Raw genomic sequence first — 15,280 nt, forward strand, 5'->3', positions numbered from 1 at the left:
CGGGCTTTGCAAGAATCCGGTGGTTCACCCGGTTTCACGGTGCCGCGGCCAGCAAGCCGGTTCGCCAGCGCCCACCCGCCCTTCGCCGATCCCATGACGCCTGACGCCCTGATCCATATCGTCGCCCTGTGTGTGGTGCTGGCCTGCGCCGAAACCCTGCACGGCATCGCCCGCATCAAGCTGCTGATCCCGCGCCTGGGCAAAGAGCGGGCGATCAAGCTCAGCGCCGTGACCGGCACGCTGCTGGCTTTTGTGCTGTGCTGGCTGCTGGTGCCCGGCATCGGCCTGCAGGGCGCCGGCGCGCACGCCGCCCTGGGGCCGGTGCTGGCCGTTTTCATGGCCAGCTTCGACATCGCGATCGGCAAATGGCTGATGCACAAGCCCTGGCACAAGATCCGCCCCGACTTTGACCCCCGCACCGGCAATTACCTGCTCTACGGCCTGATCGCCCTGTGTGGCATCCCGCTGGCCGTCTGGGCGCTGCGCGGTGTCGCCTGACCGGCCGGTGGGGCGGTTGGTGGCGGGAAATCTGGCCAAAACTGACCATACCCAGCGGTAAAAGGTCGTTTTACGCTATATATTTGATACCGCCGGGGCAGCCGTTTCCCCTGCCCACGCGGTCACCGGCGCCCACCCGGCCTCCTACAATGCAGCCATGTTCATTCACCTGCGCCTGCATTCCGAGTTTTCTGTGGTGGATGGCACCACCCGTATTGACGACGTGGTCAAGGCCGCTGCGGCGGACCGGCAGCCTGCCCTGGCGCTGACCGATCTGTCCAACCTGTTCGGGGCGGTCAAGTTCTACAAAGAGGCGCGTGGCAAGGGGGTCAAGCCCGTGCTGGGGGCCGAGATTTTTCTCGAGGGCCTGGGCGCAGACACGGGCGCCACCTCGCGGGTGTTGCTGCTGGTGCAAAACAGCCAGGGCTATCTGAACCTGTGCGAGCTGCTGGCCCGGGCCTGGACGGGGCAGGTGCACAAGGCCCAGGCGGTGGTCAAACTGGCCTGGCTGCGCGAGCGGGCCGAGGGCCTGATCCTGCTGTCGGGCGCACAGGCGGGGCCGGTGGGTCAGGCCCTGGTGCAGGGCGATGCGGCCCGCGCCGCCGAGGCCGCGCTGGCACTGGCCGGGCTGTTTCCGCACCGTTTCTACCTGGAACTGCAGCGCGCCGGCCGCCCCGATGACGAAACCCAGGTGGCGGGCGCGGTGCAACTGGCCGCGCGGCTGAAGCTGCCGGTGGTGGCCACCCAGCCGGTGCAGTTTCTGCAGCCGGAGGACTACGAGGCCCACGAGGCGCGGGTCTGTATTTCCGAAGGCGAAATTCTGGCCAATCCGCGGCGGGTGCGCCGCTTCACGCGCGAGCAGTACTTCAAAAGCGCCGCGCAGATGGCCGCGCTGTTTGCCGACGTGCCCAGCGCACTGGCCAACACGGTGGAGATTGCCCGCCGCTGCAGCCTGACCCTGGTGCTGGGCAAGCCGCAGCTGCCCAACTTCCCGATCCCGCCGGTCGACGGGCGCGTGATGTCGGTGGACGAGTATTTCCGCCACGTCTCCTTCGAAGGCCTGGAAGAGCGCCTGCGCCACCTCTACCCCGACCCGGCGCGACGCGAAGCCGAGCGGCCGCGCTATGTGGAGCGGCTGGAGTTCGAACTCGCCACCATCCTGAAGATGGGTTTTCCGGGCTACTTCCTGATCGTGGGCGACTTCATCCAGTGGGCCAAGGCCAACGGCTGCCCGGTGGGGCCGGGGCGGGGCTCGGGCGCGGGCTCGCTGGTGGCCTATGCGCTCAAGATCACCGACCTGGACCCGCTGGAATACGCGCTGCTGTTCGAGCGTTTCCTGAACCCCGAGCGGGTGTCCATGCCCGACTTCGACATCGACTTCTGCCAGGCCAACCGCGACCGCGTCATCGACTACGTCAAGCAGAAATACGGCAAGGACGCGGTCAGCCAGATCGCCACCTTCGGCACCATGGCCGCCAAGGCGGCCATCCGCGACGTCGGCCGGGTCATGGACATGAGCTACACCTTCTGCGACGGCATCTCCAAGCTGGTTCCGGCCAAGCCGGGGCAGACCTACACCCTGGCCTACCCGCCCAAGCCGAAAAAGGAGGGCGACAAGGCCAACTACGCGCTGGAGCTGGAGCCGCTGCTGGCAGAACGGGTCGAGAAAGAAGAAGACGTGCGCACCGTCATCGAGATGGCGCAGAAACTCGAAGGCATGACGCGCAACATCGGCATGCATGCCGGCGGCGTGCTGATTGCCCCGGGCAAGCTCACCGACTTCTGCCCGCTGTACCAGCAGCCCGGCAGCGACTCGGCGGTGAGCCAGTACGACAAGGACGACGTGGAGGCCATCGGCCTGGTCAAGTTCGACTTCCTGGGCCTGGCCACGCTGACCATTCTGGAGATCGCGCGTGAGCTGATCCGCAAGCGCCATCCCGGGCAGGAGAACTTTGCCTTCGAAAACGTGGCGCTGGACGACGCTGCCACCTACAAGCTGTTTGCCGATGGCCGCACCGAGGCGGTGTTCCAGTTTGAAAGTCGCGGCATGCAAGGCATGCTCAAGGACGCCCGGCCCACCCGGCTGGAAGACCTGATCGCCCTGAACGCGCTCTACCGCCCCGGCCCGATGGACCTGATCCCCAGCTTTGTGGCGCGCAAGCACGGCCGCGAGCCGGTGGAGTACCCGCACCCGGCGGTGGCCGAGATGTTGTCCGAAACCTACGGCATCATGGTCTACCAGGAACAGGTGATGCAGACCGCGCAGATTCTGGGCGGCTACACCCTGGGCGGCGCCGACCTGCTGCGCCGCGCCATGGGCAAGAAAAAGCCCGAGGAAATGGCCAAGGAACGGGTGAAGTTCCGCGCCGGCGCGCTGGCTACCCATGGCATGCCCGAGGCCAAAGCCGACGAAATCTTCGACCTGATGGAGAAATTCGCCGGCTACGGCTTCAACAAGTCGCACGCCGCCGCCTATTCGCTGCTGGCCTATCACACCGGCTGGCTCAAGGTCCACTACACGGCCGAGTTCTTCTGCGCCAACATGACGGTGGAGATGGACGACACCGACAAACTCAAGGTGCTGTTCGAGGATGCGCTGAAATTCGGCCTGCGTTTTGACCCGCCGGACGTCAACCGCGGAAGTTACCGTTTCGAGCCGGTATCGGACGCCGTCATCCGTTACGGGCTCGGCGCCGTCAAAGGCACCGGGCAGCAGGCCATCGAGGCCATTGTGCGCGCCCGCGACGCCGGCGGCCCGTTTGCCAGCCTGTTCGACTTCGTGCGCCGGGTGGACCGGACGCGGCTGAACAAGCGCACGGTGGAGGCGCTGATCAAGGCGGGCGCGTTCGACTCCTTGCAGCGCAACCGTGCGGCGCTGCTGGCCTCTGTCGACCTGGCCTTCGAATTTGCGTTGGCCGCCGAAGCCCATGCCAACCAGGGAGGGCTGTTCGACCTGGACGACGACGCCCACGGCTCCAGCACCCAGGAGCCGGCGCTGGTGGACACCACGCCCTGGGGCATCAAGGAGCAGCTGGGTTTTGAGAAGACGGCGATCGGCTTTTACCTCTCCGGCCACCTGTTTGACGAAGTGGTGCGCGAGGTGCGGCAGTTTGTGCGCCGCCCCATTGCCGATCTGAGCGACAGCCGCGAGCCGCAACTGCTGGCCGGCATTGTGGGTGAGCTGCGTGTCATCAACGGCCAGCGCGGCCGGCTGGCGCTGTTCAAGCTGGACGACAAGTCGGGCACGATCGACGCCCGCGCCGACGAGGCGCTGTTCGATGCCCACCGCGCCCAGCTCAAGGACGACGAACTGGTGGTGGTCATGGGCAAGCTGATGCCCGACCGCTTCTCCGGCGGACTGCAGCTGACGGTGCAGCAGGTGTGGGACCTGCCCGCCGCGCGCTGCCGCTTCGGAAAACACATCCGGGTCGCCGTCAACGGCCGCGCGCCGGACGTGGCCCGCCTGCTGGCCGACCATCCACCCCGCCGTGTCAGCACCGAGGCGGGCGACCTGTTGCGTGGTCTGCCGGTGCGACTGGCGCTGACCCGCCCCGCCAGCGCGGAGCTGCCCGACGTGCAGGCCGAACTGGAGCTGGGCGAACACGCCCGCTGTTACCCCAGCGACGACGCCCTGGCCGCCTGGATCGCCCAGGCCCATCAGGGCCAGGCGCAGGTCGTCTACGAAAGCTGAACGGCGCCCGGGCGCTGCAACCCCAACCGGAGAATCCACCCATGACCCACGCGTTCAAGATCGCGCTGATTCCCGGTGACGGCATCGGCAAGGAAGTGCTGCCCGAGGGGGCGCGTGTGCTCGATGCCGCCGCCCAGCGCTTTGGCCTGGCGCTGCACTACACCCCGATCGACTGGGCCAGCTGCGACTGGTACCAGCAGCACGGCCAGATGATGCCGGACGACTGGAAGGCGCAGCTGCAGGGGCAGGACGCGCTGTTTTTTGGCGCCGTGGGCTGGCCCGCGACCGTGCCGGACCATGTGTCGCTGTGGGGCTCGCTGCTGAAATTCCGGCGCGAATTCGACCAGTACATCAACCTGCGCCCGGTGCGCCTGTTCGACGGTGTGCCGTGCCCGCTGGCGGGGCGCAAGGCCGGTGACATCGACTACCTGGTGGTGCGCGAAAACACCGAAGGCGAATACACCAACCTGGGCGGCGTGATGTACGCCGGCACCGAGCGCGAGATCGTGATCCAGGAGTCGGTCTACTCCCGCCATGGCACCGACCGGGTGCTGAAGTACGCCTTCGAGCTGGCCCGCAGGCGCGAGCGCAAGCACCTGACGGTGGCCACCAAGAGCAACGGCATCGCCATCAGCATGCCCTGGTGGGACGGCCGCGCCGATGCGGTTGGCCGCGGCTACCCCGAGGTGACGGTGGACAAGCAGCACATCGACATCCTGAGCGCGCGTTTTGTGCTGCAGCCGGGGCGCTTTGACGTGGTGGTGGCGTCCAACCTGTTCGGCGACATCCTGTCCGACCTCGGCCCGGCCACCACCGGCACCATCGGCCTGGCCCCGTCGGCCAACCTGAACCCCGAGCGCAACTTCCCCTCGCTGTTCGAGCCGGTGCACGGCTCCGCGCCCGACATCGCCGGCAAAGGCATCGCCAATCCGGTGGCCATGATCTGGTCCGGCGCGCTGATGCTGCAGTTCCTCGGCTGCCAGGCCGCCCATGACGCCATCGTCAAAGCCATTGAAGACGTCATTGTCCGCGGCCCGCGCACCCCCGACCTGGGCGGCAACGCCACCACGGTGGAGATGGGCGAGGCGATTGCGCGGGCGGTGGCGCAGGGGACCGGGTCGCCCTGAAGCGGTCGGAGGCGGCCTGGCGGCGGGAAAACCGGCTCGGGGCAACGATTTCTGGCCATAACCGGCCATACCCAGCGTAAAAAGGTCGTTTTTTGCTATCGATATGATAGTATTTGTGGCGCCTGTGGTGTCACGGCAGTGGCCCTGGGCGGGGGCCGGGCGCCGCCAGCAACGCGCGCGCCGCATCAATGCGCTGCGGCAGGGGCACGCCGGGGTCGTTCATGACGGCGAGGAGGAAGTCGCGCGGGTCAGTGTAGGGGCCGGCAGATGCTCCCGACGCGTCGGCGGGGGCGACCGGCGCCGGCATCGTGCCCCAGGCAGGCGGGGGGCAGGCGATTGGCGGGTTCGCGGGCGGGTTGGCAGGCGGCGCCGGTGGGCGCAGGCTTGCGTGCACACGGACCAGGTCGGCGGCGGGGGTGGGTGTCAGCCGCATCAGCAGGTCGGCCTGCGCGTCGTCGCCCGGGGCAAGGTCCAGCCAGGGTTCGTCGTCGAACAGGGGCGCCAGGTCGGGCGCGACAAAGGCAGACCAGTGGCCGGTTTCGGCGTGCCGGCAGGGAACCCGGCGGGGGGAGGCCGGTGCCGCGGGGGCGCCGGCCGGAAGGCAAGCGCCGCCGGACTCGGCCGGGTCACACGCCACCCGCTGGCGCGGCAAGGGCACCACATAGCGGGCAAGCAGCGCCTGCGCGAATGCGGCGCGCTGATCGGCGGCCAGCGGCTGCGCCAGCAGGAACCACAGCTGAACGCCATCGCGCCCGTTGACGGCAATGGCGGGGGCGGGCAGGCCCCAGTCCGCCTGCACACCGCGCCACAAGGGGGCCAGGGCAGTCCACGGGGCCGGGCCGGTCAACTCCACCACCAGCATGCGGGCGGGGTCGTCCCCGGTCAGGCGTTGCCATTCGGTGTGCAGGCGGGTCATGGTCGGGGCGGTCGGCGGTGGGTCTGGGGTCGGGGGTGCAATCTACCGCATGTCAACAAAAAAAGGCCCCGAAGGGCCTTCTTTCTGGCATGGGCAGGCGGCTTACATGCGCTCGAAAATTGCCGCGATGCCCTGGCCGCCGCCGATGCACATCGTGACCAGCGCGAAGCGGCCGTTGGTGCGCTGCAGTTCGTACAGGGCCTTGACGGTGATGACCGCGCCGGTGGCGCCGATGGGGTGGCCCAGCGAAATGCCCGAGCCATTGGGGTTGACTTTGGCCGGGTCGGCGCCCAGACCGCGGGTGACGGCGCAGGCCTGCGCGGCGAAGGCTTCGTTGGCTTCGATCACGTCCATCTGGTCCAGCGACAGGCCGGTGCGCTGCAGCGCCAGCTTGGACGCCGAGATCGGGCCCACCCCCATGATCTTGGGCTCCAGGCCGGTGTGGGCGTAACCCACCAGGCGGGCCAGCGGCTTGGCGCCGCGGGCCTTGGCCACACCGGCTTCCATCAGCAGCACCGCGGCGGCGGCGTCATTGATGCCGCTGGCATTGCCGGCGGTGACGGTGCCGTTTTCCTTGACGAACACCGGCTTCATTTTCTGGAAGTCTTCCAGCTTGGCACCGGGGCGGAAATGCTCGTCCTTGTCAAAGGCGACCTCGCCCTTGCGGGTCTTGAGCATCACCGGCAGGATCTGGCCGGCGAAGCGGTTCTCGGCCCAGGCGCGCTCGGCGCGCTGGTGGCTTTCCAGCGCCAGGGCGTCCTGGTCTTCGCGGGTGATGTTGAATTCCTTGGCCACGTTCTCGGCCGTCACACCCATGTGGATGGTGTGGAAGGGGTCGTGCAGCGCGCCCACCATCATGTCCACCATCTTGGTGTCGCCCATGCGGGCGCCGAAACGGGTGGCCAGGCTGGCGTAGGGGGCGCGGCTCATGTTTTCGGCGCCGCCGCCGATGGCCACGTCGCAGTCGCCCAGCAAAATGGACTGGCTGGCCGACACGATGGCCTGCAGGCCGGAACCGCACAGGCGGTTGACGTTGAAGGCCGGCGTTTCCTTGGCGCAACCGCCATTGACCGCCGCGACGCGGCTGAGGTACATGTCCTTGGGCTCGGTGTTGACGACGTGGCCGAACACCACATGGCCGACGTCGGCGCCGTCCACACCGGCGCGCGCCAGCGATTCGCGCACCACCATGGCGGCCAGTTCGGTGGTGGGGATGTCCTTCAGGCTGCCGCCAAAAGTACCAATGGCGGTGCGCACACCGCTGACAACAACAACTTCACGGCTCATGGTCTGTCTCCAGGTTTGTGGGTGGTGAAAACCCTTATTGTCATACGAAACGGTGACTCGGGGCTGACAGTTTGCGGACCGGATACGCTTCGCCAGACACGGTTCTGTCATCAATCCGTCACGGGCGCCCGGCAGACTGCGGCGGCATGAAACCTGAAGATTCTCCCCCCACCGCAGCGGATGAGTCGATCGACGCCGCCCTGATGGACCGCATCCACCGCGACCTGATCGACGGCTACGACGAAGAGCTGGAGCTGGAATTCGAAGACCGCACCCTGGCCCAGCTGGCCGGTGACACCTCGCCGGATTTCACCCTGGAAAGCCGCGAGACCCGCCGCCACTATTTTCGCGAGCTGTTCCGCCTGCAGGCGGAGCTGGTGAAGCTGCAGGACTGGGTGGTGGCCAGCGGCCACAAGGTGGTGATCATCTTCGAGGGCCGCGACGCGGCGGGCAAGGGCGGTGTCATCAAGCGCATCACCCAGCGCCTGAACCCGCGTGTGTGCCGGGTGGCCGCGCTGCCCGCGCCCAACAACCGCGAGCGCACGCAGTGGTACTTCCAGCGCTACGTGTCGCACCTGCCGGCGGCCGGCGAGATGGTGCTGTTCGACCGCAGCTGGTACAACCGCGCCGGCGTGGAGCGGGTGATGGGGTTCTGCTCGGAGGACGACGTGGAGGCCTTTTTCCGCGACGTGCCGGAGTTCGAGAAGATGCTCGTCCGCTCGGGCATCCAGCTCATCAAATACTGGTTCTCGATTTCGGACGACGAACAGAACCTGCGCTTCCTGGGCCGCATCCACGACCCGCTCAAGCAATGGAAACTTAGCCCGATGGATCTGGAAAGCCGCCGCCGGTGGGAGGACTACACCCGCGCCAAGGAGGCGATGCTGGAGCGGACCCATATGCCCGACGCACCGTGGTGGATCGTGCCCGCCGACGACAAGAAAAAGGCGCGCCTGAACTGCATCGCCCACCTGCTGGGTCAGATGGACTACCAGGAGGTCGAGCGCGCCCCCGTGGTGCTGCCCCCGCGCGAACGCCACGAAGACTATGTGCGGCACCCGGTGCCGGCGGAAATCATCGTGCCGCAGGTGTACTGAGACCGGGCCGCTCGGGCCGATTCCGGCGATCAATCCTGATTTGATAGCGTAAAAGCACCTTTTTACGCTGGGTATCGCCACTTTTGACCGGAAAACCGGCCCAAACGGCCATCGCGGGCCGGCCCGGGCTCAGTCGCGCACGTCGGCCACCGGGTTGACGCCGAAATCCGCTCGGTTCAGGAAGGCCAGCACCCGCGCAGCGGCGTCGTCGGGGGTGGCCAGCTGGCCTTTTTCCTTCATGCCGGTGAACGCGGCACGGTCCGGAAAGACGGCCGGATCGGCGCCGCGCAGCTGCACTTGCATGTCGGTCTCGATCACGCCGGGGGCGAGCGAGCAGACCTTGGCACCGTGGGGCTTGAGGGCTTCATCCAGGGCCAGGCAGCGGGTGAAGTGGTCCAGGCCGGCCTTGGCCGCGCAGTAGGCGGCTTGCGACGCCATCGCGCGCCGGCCCAGGCCCGAGGAGATGTTCAGCACCTTGCGCGGCCCGCTCCAGTGCGCCGTGGCGCCCAGAAAGGCGGCCGTGAGCGCCATCGGCGCCTCCAGCCCGACCCGCAGCGCCCGGGCCAGATCGGCCGGCTCGGCGTCGGACAGCGGGCCGATGCGCGCGATGACCCCGGCGTTGTTGATCAGTGTGGCGCTGGCAAAGGTGTCCGGCGCCTGCTGCCCCAGCCAGTGGCCCAGCTGCGCGGCAGCGGCGGGGGCATCGGCCAGGTCGGTCGGCCATTGCAACAGGGTCGCGCCCCGGGCAGCGGCTTCGTCCGCCAGGGCGTGGTTGACCTGTCGGGACAGACCAACCACAGTGTGACCGGCGGCCAGCAGCTGGCGGGCCATGGCCAGGCCCATGCCGCGCGAGGCGCCGGTGAGGAGGGTGAGGGACGGTTTCATGGCGTGATGGTACCCAAGCGGCGTGGTGGATGGCGCAAGCGCTGCACCGGCTCAGAACGGTGGCGGGCTGTCGAACACCAGGGGCTCGCCCGTTGCCGGGTGGAACAGGGCCAGTCGCCGGGCATGCAGCAGCAGGCGCGGCGCCGCCGCCAGGGCAGCGGCTGGTGCATACAGCGGATCGCCCAGGATGGGGTGGCCCAATGCCAGCAGATGCACGCGCAGCTGGTGCGAGCGGCCGGTGACCGGCTCCAGCAGCACGCGGGTGGTGCCGGCTTGCGGATCGTGGCCGAGCACCCGCCAGCGGGTGCGGCTGGGTTTGCCGATGGTGTGATCGACGATGCTGCGCGGGCGGTTGGGCCAGTCGACGATCAGTGGCAGGTCGATCAGGTTCCAGCGGTCGTCGGTCACCGCCGGCTCCAGGCGGCCCGAAACGACAGCCTCATACTGTTTGTGCACCTGGCGCTTTTCGAACGCCAGGTTGAGCGCCCGCTGCGCCGGGGCGCCTCGTGCCAGCACGATCAGGCCGGAGGTTGCCATGTCCAGCCGGTGGACCACCCGCGCATCGGGAAATTCCGCCTGGGCGCGGGCGGCCAGGCAGTCCTGTTTGTCGTCACCTCGGCCGGGCACGGCGAGCAGGCCGGCCGGTTTGTCAAACACCAGCAGCGCCGCATCGGCATGGACCAGCGCCAGGCCCGGCGGCGCCGGCGGCCCGAGCGACCAGGGGGCAGGCTCGCGCGCGGCTGCCATGTTCAGGCGGCCAGTGCGGCCCGCAGTTCCTGCGCGTCGACGCTGCGGGCGGCACCGAATCCCGCCACCTGGCGCGCCCCCTGGGGCTGCAGCAGCACAAAGCGGAAGTCGCCCAGTTCGGTCATCGGCGCGGCTTCCGGAAAACGATCCAGATACGTGCTGCGGGCGGCCTGCCAGTCGGCGCTGCCGCGTTCGGGCGTGTGGGCGAGCACGTCGAGGGTGACCCGTTGCAGCGCGTGGACCGGTTCGCCCGCGACCTCGGCGGCCATGACCAGCAGCGAGGCGCGCGGCTGGGCTTGCAGGTTGCCGGTGTGTGCCGCCAGGCCACTCAGGTGCACCACCAGCGCGCCGCCGCCGCTCCAGACCGCGTAGGGCACCATCGAGACAAACGGCTGCGCCGGATCGGCGGCATCCAGGGTGCCCAGTGCCGCGACGCGACGGCTGTGCAGGAGGGTGCGCAGTTCGCGCGCAAGGCGGCTTTCGTGGGACATGCTCAGCGGGACATCGTCAACGGGGTGGGCGCAGCGGGGTGGGGCAGCGGGCGGCTGCGATTGTGGCACCGCTGCGGCGCCCGCACCCCAACCGGCAGGCCCATGGGGCGGTGCCGCACCGGCCGGAGCGGTATCGCGGGCGCTTTTATGTCATTTTGGTCCATACCCAGCGTGAAAAGGTCGTATCCCGCTATCAAATGCGAAGTTTTCGCACCTCGGGGATCAATGCGCCGGGGCACCGGCACGCACCTGGTGAACCTGCAGCGTGGTCACGGGCGGCCCCTGGTTGCCCCATTGGGTGCGCAGATGGGTAAGCACGGCAGCGATTTCCGCGTCACTCAAGGTCAGGATGAATGGCGGCATGCCGTGCGGTTGCGGGTTGCCGGCGGTGGCGGGCAGGTAGCCACCGTAAAGCACGGTTTGCACCAGGTTCGGCGTGGCTGCCGGCAGTGTCACGGCGCGGTTGCCTGCCAGCGCCGGCCAGGCGCCGGGGTGTCCCTGGCCGCTGGTGCCGTGGCAGTCCGCGCAGTGCCGTTCGTACAGCCGCGCGCCGTTGGCCGCCACCGTGGGCTCGACCGGTGGGTGCGGCGCCAATCCGGCAAGTGCCGCGGCTGGCGCCGGGGCGGTGCTGCCACCCGGCGCCTGCAGATACACCGCCATCGCGCGCAAGTCGGCTTCGGGCAGATGGCTGGTCCCCAGGCGAACCACATCACCCATGGGCCCCCGGGTGCTGCCCCGGGCCGAGATGCCGTCGCGCAGCAGGGCCACGATGTCGGTGACCGCCCAGCCCCCCAGCCCGGCTTCGGCCGGGTCGTACAGGCTGGGCGCGTACCAGGTGTGCTGGGGCAGCAGACCGCCGGCGAGGTCGCCGCCGGCTCGCTGCCCGCCCAGCGCGTCGCGGCTGCCATGGCAGCTGCCGCAATGCGCCAGGCCATGGACCAGGTAGGCGCCCCGGTTCCATTCGGCGCTGCGGGTGGGCTCGGGCGGCAGCGCACCGGGGCGGAAATACAACGCCCGCCAGACCGCCAGCGCCGGCTGGGTGCCCAAAGGCCAGCGCAGGCTGTGCTCCGGTCGTGCCTGATGCACGGGCGGCAGCCTGCGCAGGTAGGCAAACAGGGCGTCGCTGTCGGCCCGGCTGACGCGGGTGAAATGGGTGTACGGAAACGCGGGCACCAGCAGCCGGCCATCCCGGGACTTGCCCCAGTGCAGTGCGCGCCAGAAATCATCGGCGCTCCAGCGACCGAGCCCGGTGTCCGGCTCGGGCGTCAGGTTGCCGGCCCATACCGCGCCGAAGGGGGTCTGGACCGCGCGGCCACCCGCAAACGGCGCACCGCCCCGGGCGGTATGACAGGCCAGGCAATTGCCGGCGCGGGCCAGCACGGCGCCGTGGGCCACCTGGGCCGCCGGGTCGGCCACCGGACCGGAGGCCAGGAGCGGCGTGGCCGCCTCCCGCACCCCCCACGACCAGACGGCCAATGCCACCAGGCTGAGCGTGGCCAAAAGGAGGGCCGCCCGGCGAGCCCGTGCCGGCACCCTCATGGCGGCCCCTGCGTGGCGACACGGTCGCTGCCACAGGCGGGGCGGGCCGCAGTCGCCGGTGGGGGGCTTTTCGCCGCCGGTGCGGCAGGGACCGGGACCGGCTGGGCCGCGAGCCAGGCGGCCACGGCAGCAAGGTCGGCCGGCGCCAGACGTTCGACCACCTCACGCATGCAGTCGGGCGCATGGGCCCGCCGCTGACCGGAGCGCCAGGCGCCCAGCTGGGCGTTCAGGTAGTCCTGCGGCAGCCCCAGCAGGCCGGGTGTGGCCGGCAACATGCCGGTCAGGCGCTCGCCGTGGCAGTGGGTACAGGCGGGTACGCCCCGCTGCGGCTCGCCTTGCACCGCAATACGGCGGCCGTGTGCCAGCACCGAGTCGGACACCACCGGCCGGGCTGGCGGCGGATACGGCACCTGCAGGTCGGCAAAGTACCGGGCAATCTCCATCAGGTAACGGTCGGTCAGGGGTTCGACCAGGGTGGACATGAGTCCATAGTGGCGCCGCCCGTCGCGAAAATTCAGCAACTGGTGGTAGAGATAGCCCGCCGGCTTGCCGGCCAGCCGGGGGTAATAGCCATCCGGTCCCGCGCGGCCTTGCTCGCCATGGCAGGCAGTGCAGGCCTTGACACGGGCCGCCAGAGTGTCTGCGCCCAGGCTGGCCCCCCACAGGGGCCTGCCGGCCAGGAAACCGGCCAGGGCGCAGAACAGCGCGACCCGGTACAGGGTCATCATGGTCCGGAACGTCAAGCCTGGCCCAGCGAGACGCCGATTTCCCGGGCGGTCGTCAGCAAGGGGTGATCCAGGGGGATGCGTCGGTTGCGTCCGGCCACGGCATCCAGCGCAATGCTGCTCATGGCGCCGCCCTGCAGGGTCACCATGTGGTCGAACCGGCCTGCGGCCACCAGATGGGCGGCATGGTTGCCGAACTGGGTGGCCAGCACGCGGTCAAACGGCGTGGGCGATCCACCACGCTGCACATGGCCCAGCACGGTTGATCGCACCTCGCTTTTCAGATGCGGTTGCAGTGCTTCGCGCAACGCGTGGGCGACGCCACCCAGCCGGATCGGGTCCGGGCTGTCAGCGATGTGCCGCTCGATGGTCAGTGATCCACCCGCCGGCTTGGCCCCTTCGCCGATGCAGATCACGGTGAAACGTTCGCGGTGCTCGCGCGCGCGGCAGACGTCAATCACCGCCTGGAGGTCGTAGTCCAGTTCGGGCAGCAGGATGATGTCGGCGGCGCCGGCAAGCCCCGCTTCCAGCGCAATCCAGCCGGCGTAGCGGCCCATGGTTTCGACAATCATGACCCGGCCATGGCTCTGGCCGGTCGTCTGGACCCGTTCCAGGGCTTCGGTGACGGTGGCAACGGCCGTGTCGAAACCGAAACTCTGCTCACAGCCTTCAATGTCGTTGTCGATGGTCTTGGGCACGCCCACCATGGGCAGCCCATGCTGCGACATGCCATGGGCAATCTGCATGGTGCCGTCGCCGCCGATGGCCACCACCGCGTCAAGCCCCCAGTGTCGAGCCCAGCCCAGGGCCGCTTCGGTACTGGCGGCGCTGGCCAGCGGATTGGCCTTGTTGCTGGTGCCGAGGATGGTGCCGCCGGAGAACAGGATGCCACTGACGGCACCCCAGTCCAGTGGTCGGCCGCGACCCTCGACCAGACCCTGGAAACCGTCGGCGATGCCTATCACCTCGGCCTGGCAGCGTCCGAGCAATGACTTGGTGACGGCGCGGATTACCGCATTGAGGCCCGGACAGTCGCCGCCGCCAGTGAGCAGACCGATACGCATGAAATTCTCCGTAGCCGATGCAAGGGCTCCAAGCATACTGCCGCGCCGGCTGCATCCGGCATGAGCGGCGACAATGGCGGCGTGCGGGCACCTACGGTGCCCCGACTTTTGTGTTCCGTCCTGCCGCCGGCCGGGCGGGTTGCCTTTCCAGAGCTTGTGCCTGCACCGACCGTGTCCCCCGATTCGCCCGACCCCTTGCCGCCGCCTGCCCGGCGGGGCCTGATCCTGCTGGCGCCGATGGAAGGGCTGCTCGATCACCGCTTGCGCGCCGTGCTGACCCGGGTGGGGGGTGTGGATCGCTGTGTGTCGGAGTTCATCCGGATCACTGATCAGCTGTTGCCCGAACGGGTATTTCTGCGCATCGTGCCGGAATTGCGCTCCGGCTCACGCACGGGGGCCGGTGTTCCGGTGCGGCCACAGTTGCTGGGATCGGATCCGGCCTGCCTGGCGGACAACGCTGCCCGCCTGGCCGGGTTGGCGCCCGAGGGGATCGATCTGAACTTCGGTTGCCCGGCGCGGACGGTGAACCATCATCGCGGCGGCGCCATCCTGCTCGACGAACCGGAACTGGTCGGCCGCATTGTCGCGGCGGTGCGCCGCGCGGTGCCGCCCTCGGTACCGGTATCGGCCAAGATGCGGCTGGGCTTTCAGGATGGCTCGCGAACCCTGGAATGCGCACTGGCCATCGCCGAGGCGGGCGCGCAGGAGCTGGTGGTGCATGCCCGCACCCGTGCCGATGGGTACCGGCCACCGGCCTATTGGGACCGGATCGCCGCAGTGGTCGAGGCGGTGGCGCTTCCCGTCGTCGCCAACGGCGAAATCTGGTCGGTGGCCGATGCGCTGCGCTGCCGTCGCGAATCCGGCTGCCACAACCTGATGCTGGGGCGCGGGCTGGTCGCCGATCCCGCTCTGGCGCTGGCGTTGCGCGCCCACGATACGGGCGGGTTATCCGAGAGCCTGTCCTGGCACGACTTGCTGGATCTGATGGCGGACTACTGGCAGCGCGTGGCGGTGGGTGTGGAAGCGCGGCACCGCCCGGGACGGCTCAAGCAATGGCTGTTCTTGTTGCAGCGGCGCTATCCGGACGCGGCACGGGCCTTCGACACGCTGCGCCGGGTCGGTGACCCCCGGGACATCGCGGCCTGGCTGGCGGCCGAGGCGCGCGCGGGACATTGATCGGCGGCGGAGCTGTGAGCGTCCGTCAAACCTGTTT

13 protein-coding genes are annotated in these 15,280 nt (G+C 69.0%); 5 read left to right on the plus strand and 8 right to left on the minus strand.

Annotated elements, in window-relative coordinates:
- The first annotated feature begins 93 nt into the window (after window positions 1-93).
- The 3 genes from AC2EBU_RS00320 (at window position 94) to AC2EBU_RS00330 (ending at window position 5,316) form a co-directional block, all read left to right on the plus strand.
- Entirely contained in the window at window positions 94-498 is a 405-nt protein-coding gene (locus AC2EBU_RS00320) for a hypothetical protein (protein WP_484608398.1), read from the plus strand.
- Window positions 499-655: 157 nt separating this feature from the next.
- Entirely contained in the window at window positions 656-4,189 is a 3,534-nt protein-coding gene (gene dnaE, locus AC2EBU_RS00325; RefSeq protein ID WP_484608399.1) for a DNA polymerase III subunit alpha, read from the plus strand.
- A 41-nt stretch (window positions 4,190-4,230) separates the two neighbouring features.
- Window positions 4,231-5,316 (plus strand): tartrate dehydrogenase, encoded by a 1,086-nt coding sequence (locus tag AC2EBU_RS00330; RefSeq protein ID WP_484608400.1) that lies wholly within the window; start codon window positions 4,231-4,233, stop codon window positions 5,314-5,316.
- A 130-nt stretch (window positions 5,317-5,446) separates the two neighbouring features.
- Here AC2EBU_RS00330 and AC2EBU_RS00335 read toward each other — a convergent pair whose 3' ends face one another.
- Window positions 5,447-6,232, minus strand: a complete 786-nt coding sequence (locus AC2EBU_RS00335; RefSeq protein WP_484608401.1) for a hypothetical protein — start codon at window positions 6,230-6,232, stop codon at window positions 5,447-5,449.
- A 102-nt stretch (window positions 6,233-6,334) separates the two neighbouring features.
- Window positions 6,335-7,519 (minus strand): beta-ketothiolase BktB, encoded by a 1,185-nt coding sequence (gene bktB, locus AC2EBU_RS00340; RefSeq protein ID WP_484608402.1) that lies wholly within the window; start codon window positions 7,517-7,519, stop codon window positions 6,335-6,337.
- Window positions 7,520-7,665: 146 nt separating this feature from the next.
- Here bktB and ppk2 point away from each other — a divergent pair, with 146 nt between their 5' ends.
- Window positions 7,666-8,616: a polyphosphate kinase 2 gene (gene ppk2 / locus AC2EBU_RS00345; protein WP_484608403.1), complete on the plus strand. Its 951-nt coding sequence runs from the start codon at window positions 7,666-7,668 to the stop codon at window positions 8,614-8,616.
- 129 nt (window positions 8,617-8,745) lie between these two features.
- On the opposite strand, the gene AC2EBU_RS00350 is transcribed toward ppk2, so the two are convergent.
- From AC2EBU_RS00350 to AC2EBU_RS00375, 6 genes are all read right to left on the minus strand, one after another.
- Entirely contained in the window at window positions 8,746-9,501 is a 756-nt protein-coding gene (locus tag AC2EBU_RS00350; RefSeq protein WP_484608404.1) for an SDR family NAD(P)-dependent oxidoreductase, read from the minus strand.
- A gap of 51 nt (window positions 9,502-9,552) precedes the next feature.
- A complete protein-coding gene (locus AC2EBU_RS00355) occupies window positions 9,553-10,248 on the minus strand; it encodes a pseudouridine synthase (protein WP_484608405.1) in 696 nt (231 codons plus the stop codon).
- A 2-nt stretch (window positions 10,249-10,250) separates the two neighbouring features.
- Entirely contained in the window at window positions 10,251-10,739 is a 489-nt protein-coding gene (locus tag AC2EBU_RS00360; protein ID WP_484608406.1) for a HugZ family pyridoxamine 5'-phosphate oxidase, read from the minus strand.
- A gap of 222 nt (window positions 10,740-10,961) precedes the next feature.
- The gene (locus AC2EBU_RS00365) at window positions 10,962-12,278 is read right to left on the minus strand and encodes a c-type cytochrome (RefSeq protein ID WP_484608407.1); all 1,317 of its coding nucleotides are present in this window, start codon (window positions 12,276-12,278) and stop codon (window positions 10,962-10,964) included.
- Window positions 12,275-13,006, minus strand: a complete 732-nt coding sequence (locus tag AC2EBU_RS00370; RefSeq protein ID WP_484608408.1) for a c-type cytochrome — start codon at window positions 13,004-13,006, stop codon at window positions 12,275-12,277. Before AC2EBU_RS00370 ends, AC2EBU_RS00365 begins: the two co-directional genes overlap by 4 nt.
- An 11-nt stretch (window positions 13,007-13,017) precedes the next feature.
- Window positions 13,018-14,067, minus strand: coding sequence for a 6-phosphofructokinase (locus AC2EBU_RS00375; protein WP_484608409.1), 1,050 nt, complete (start codon window positions 14,065-14,067; stop codon window positions 13,018-13,020).
- Window positions 14,068-14,304: 237 nt separating this feature from the next.
- Between AC2EBU_RS00375 and AC2EBU_RS00380 the strand changes: the two genes are divergently transcribed.
- Window positions 14,305-15,243, plus strand: a complete 939-nt coding sequence (locus tag AC2EBU_RS00380) for a tRNA dihydrouridine synthase (RefSeq protein WP_484610083.1) — start codon at window positions 14,305-14,307, stop codon at window positions 15,241-15,243.
- The last annotated feature ends 37 nt before the right edge of the window (window positions 15,244-15,280 follow it).

Source organism: Curvibacter sp. T50 (assembly GCF_057219955.1).

What these genes read in the sequence shown, in the direction of transcription:
- AC2EBU_RS00320 (WP_484608398.1), top strand. Translation starts at nt 94, where the DNA reads ATGACGCCTGACGCCCTGATCCATATCGTCGCCCTGTGTGTGGTGCTG.
- dnaE (WP_484608399.1), top strand. Translation starts at nt 656, where the DNA reads ATGTTCATTCACCTGCGCCTGCATTCCGAGTTTTCTGTGGTGGATGGC.
- AC2EBU_RS00330 (WP_484608400.1), top strand. Translation starts at nt 4,231, where the DNA reads ATGACCCACGCGTTCAAGATCGCGCTGATTCCCGGTGACGGCATCGGC.
- AC2EBU_RS00335 (WP_484608401.1), bottom strand. Translation starts at nt 6,232, where the DNA reads ATGACCCGCCTGCACACCGAATGGCAACGCCTGACCGGGGACGACCCC.
- bktB (WP_484608402.1), bottom strand. Translation starts at nt 7,519, where the DNA reads ATGAGCCGTGAAGTTGTTGTTGTCAGCGGTGTGCGCACCGCCATTGGT.
- ppk2 (WP_484608403.1), top strand. Translation starts at nt 7,666, where the DNA reads ATGAAACCTGAAGATTCTCCCCCCACCGCAGCGGATGAGTCGATCGAC.
- AC2EBU_RS00350 (WP_484608404.1), bottom strand. Translation starts at nt 9,501, where the DNA reads ATGAAACCGTCCCTCACCCTCCTCACCGGCGCCTCGCGCGGCATGGGC.
- AC2EBU_RS00355 (WP_484608405.1), bottom strand. Translation starts at nt 10,248, where the DNA reads ATGGCAGCCGCGCGCGAGCCTGCCCCCTGGTCGCTCGGGCCGCCGGCG.
- AC2EBU_RS00360 (WP_484608406.1), bottom strand. Translation starts at nt 10,739, where the DNA reads ATGTCCCACGAAAGCCGCCTTGCGCGCGAACTGCGCACCCTCCTGCAC.
- AC2EBU_RS00365 (WP_484608407.1), bottom strand. Translation starts at nt 12,278, where the DNA reads ATGAGGGTGCCGGCACGGGCTCGCCGGGCGGCCCTCCTTTTGGCCACG.
- AC2EBU_RS00370 (WP_484608408.1), bottom strand. Translation starts at nt 13,006, where the DNA reads ATGATGACCCTGTACCGGGTCGCGCTGTTCTGCGCCCTGGCCGGTTTC.
- AC2EBU_RS00375 (WP_484608409.1), bottom strand. Translation starts at nt 14,067, where the DNA reads ATGCGTATCGGTCTGCTCACTGGCGGCGGCGACTGTCCGGGCCTCAAT.
- AC2EBU_RS00380 (WP_484610083.1), top strand. Translation starts at nt 14,305, where the DNA reads ATGGAAGGGCTGCTCGATCACCGCTTGCGCGCCGTGCTGACCCGGGTG.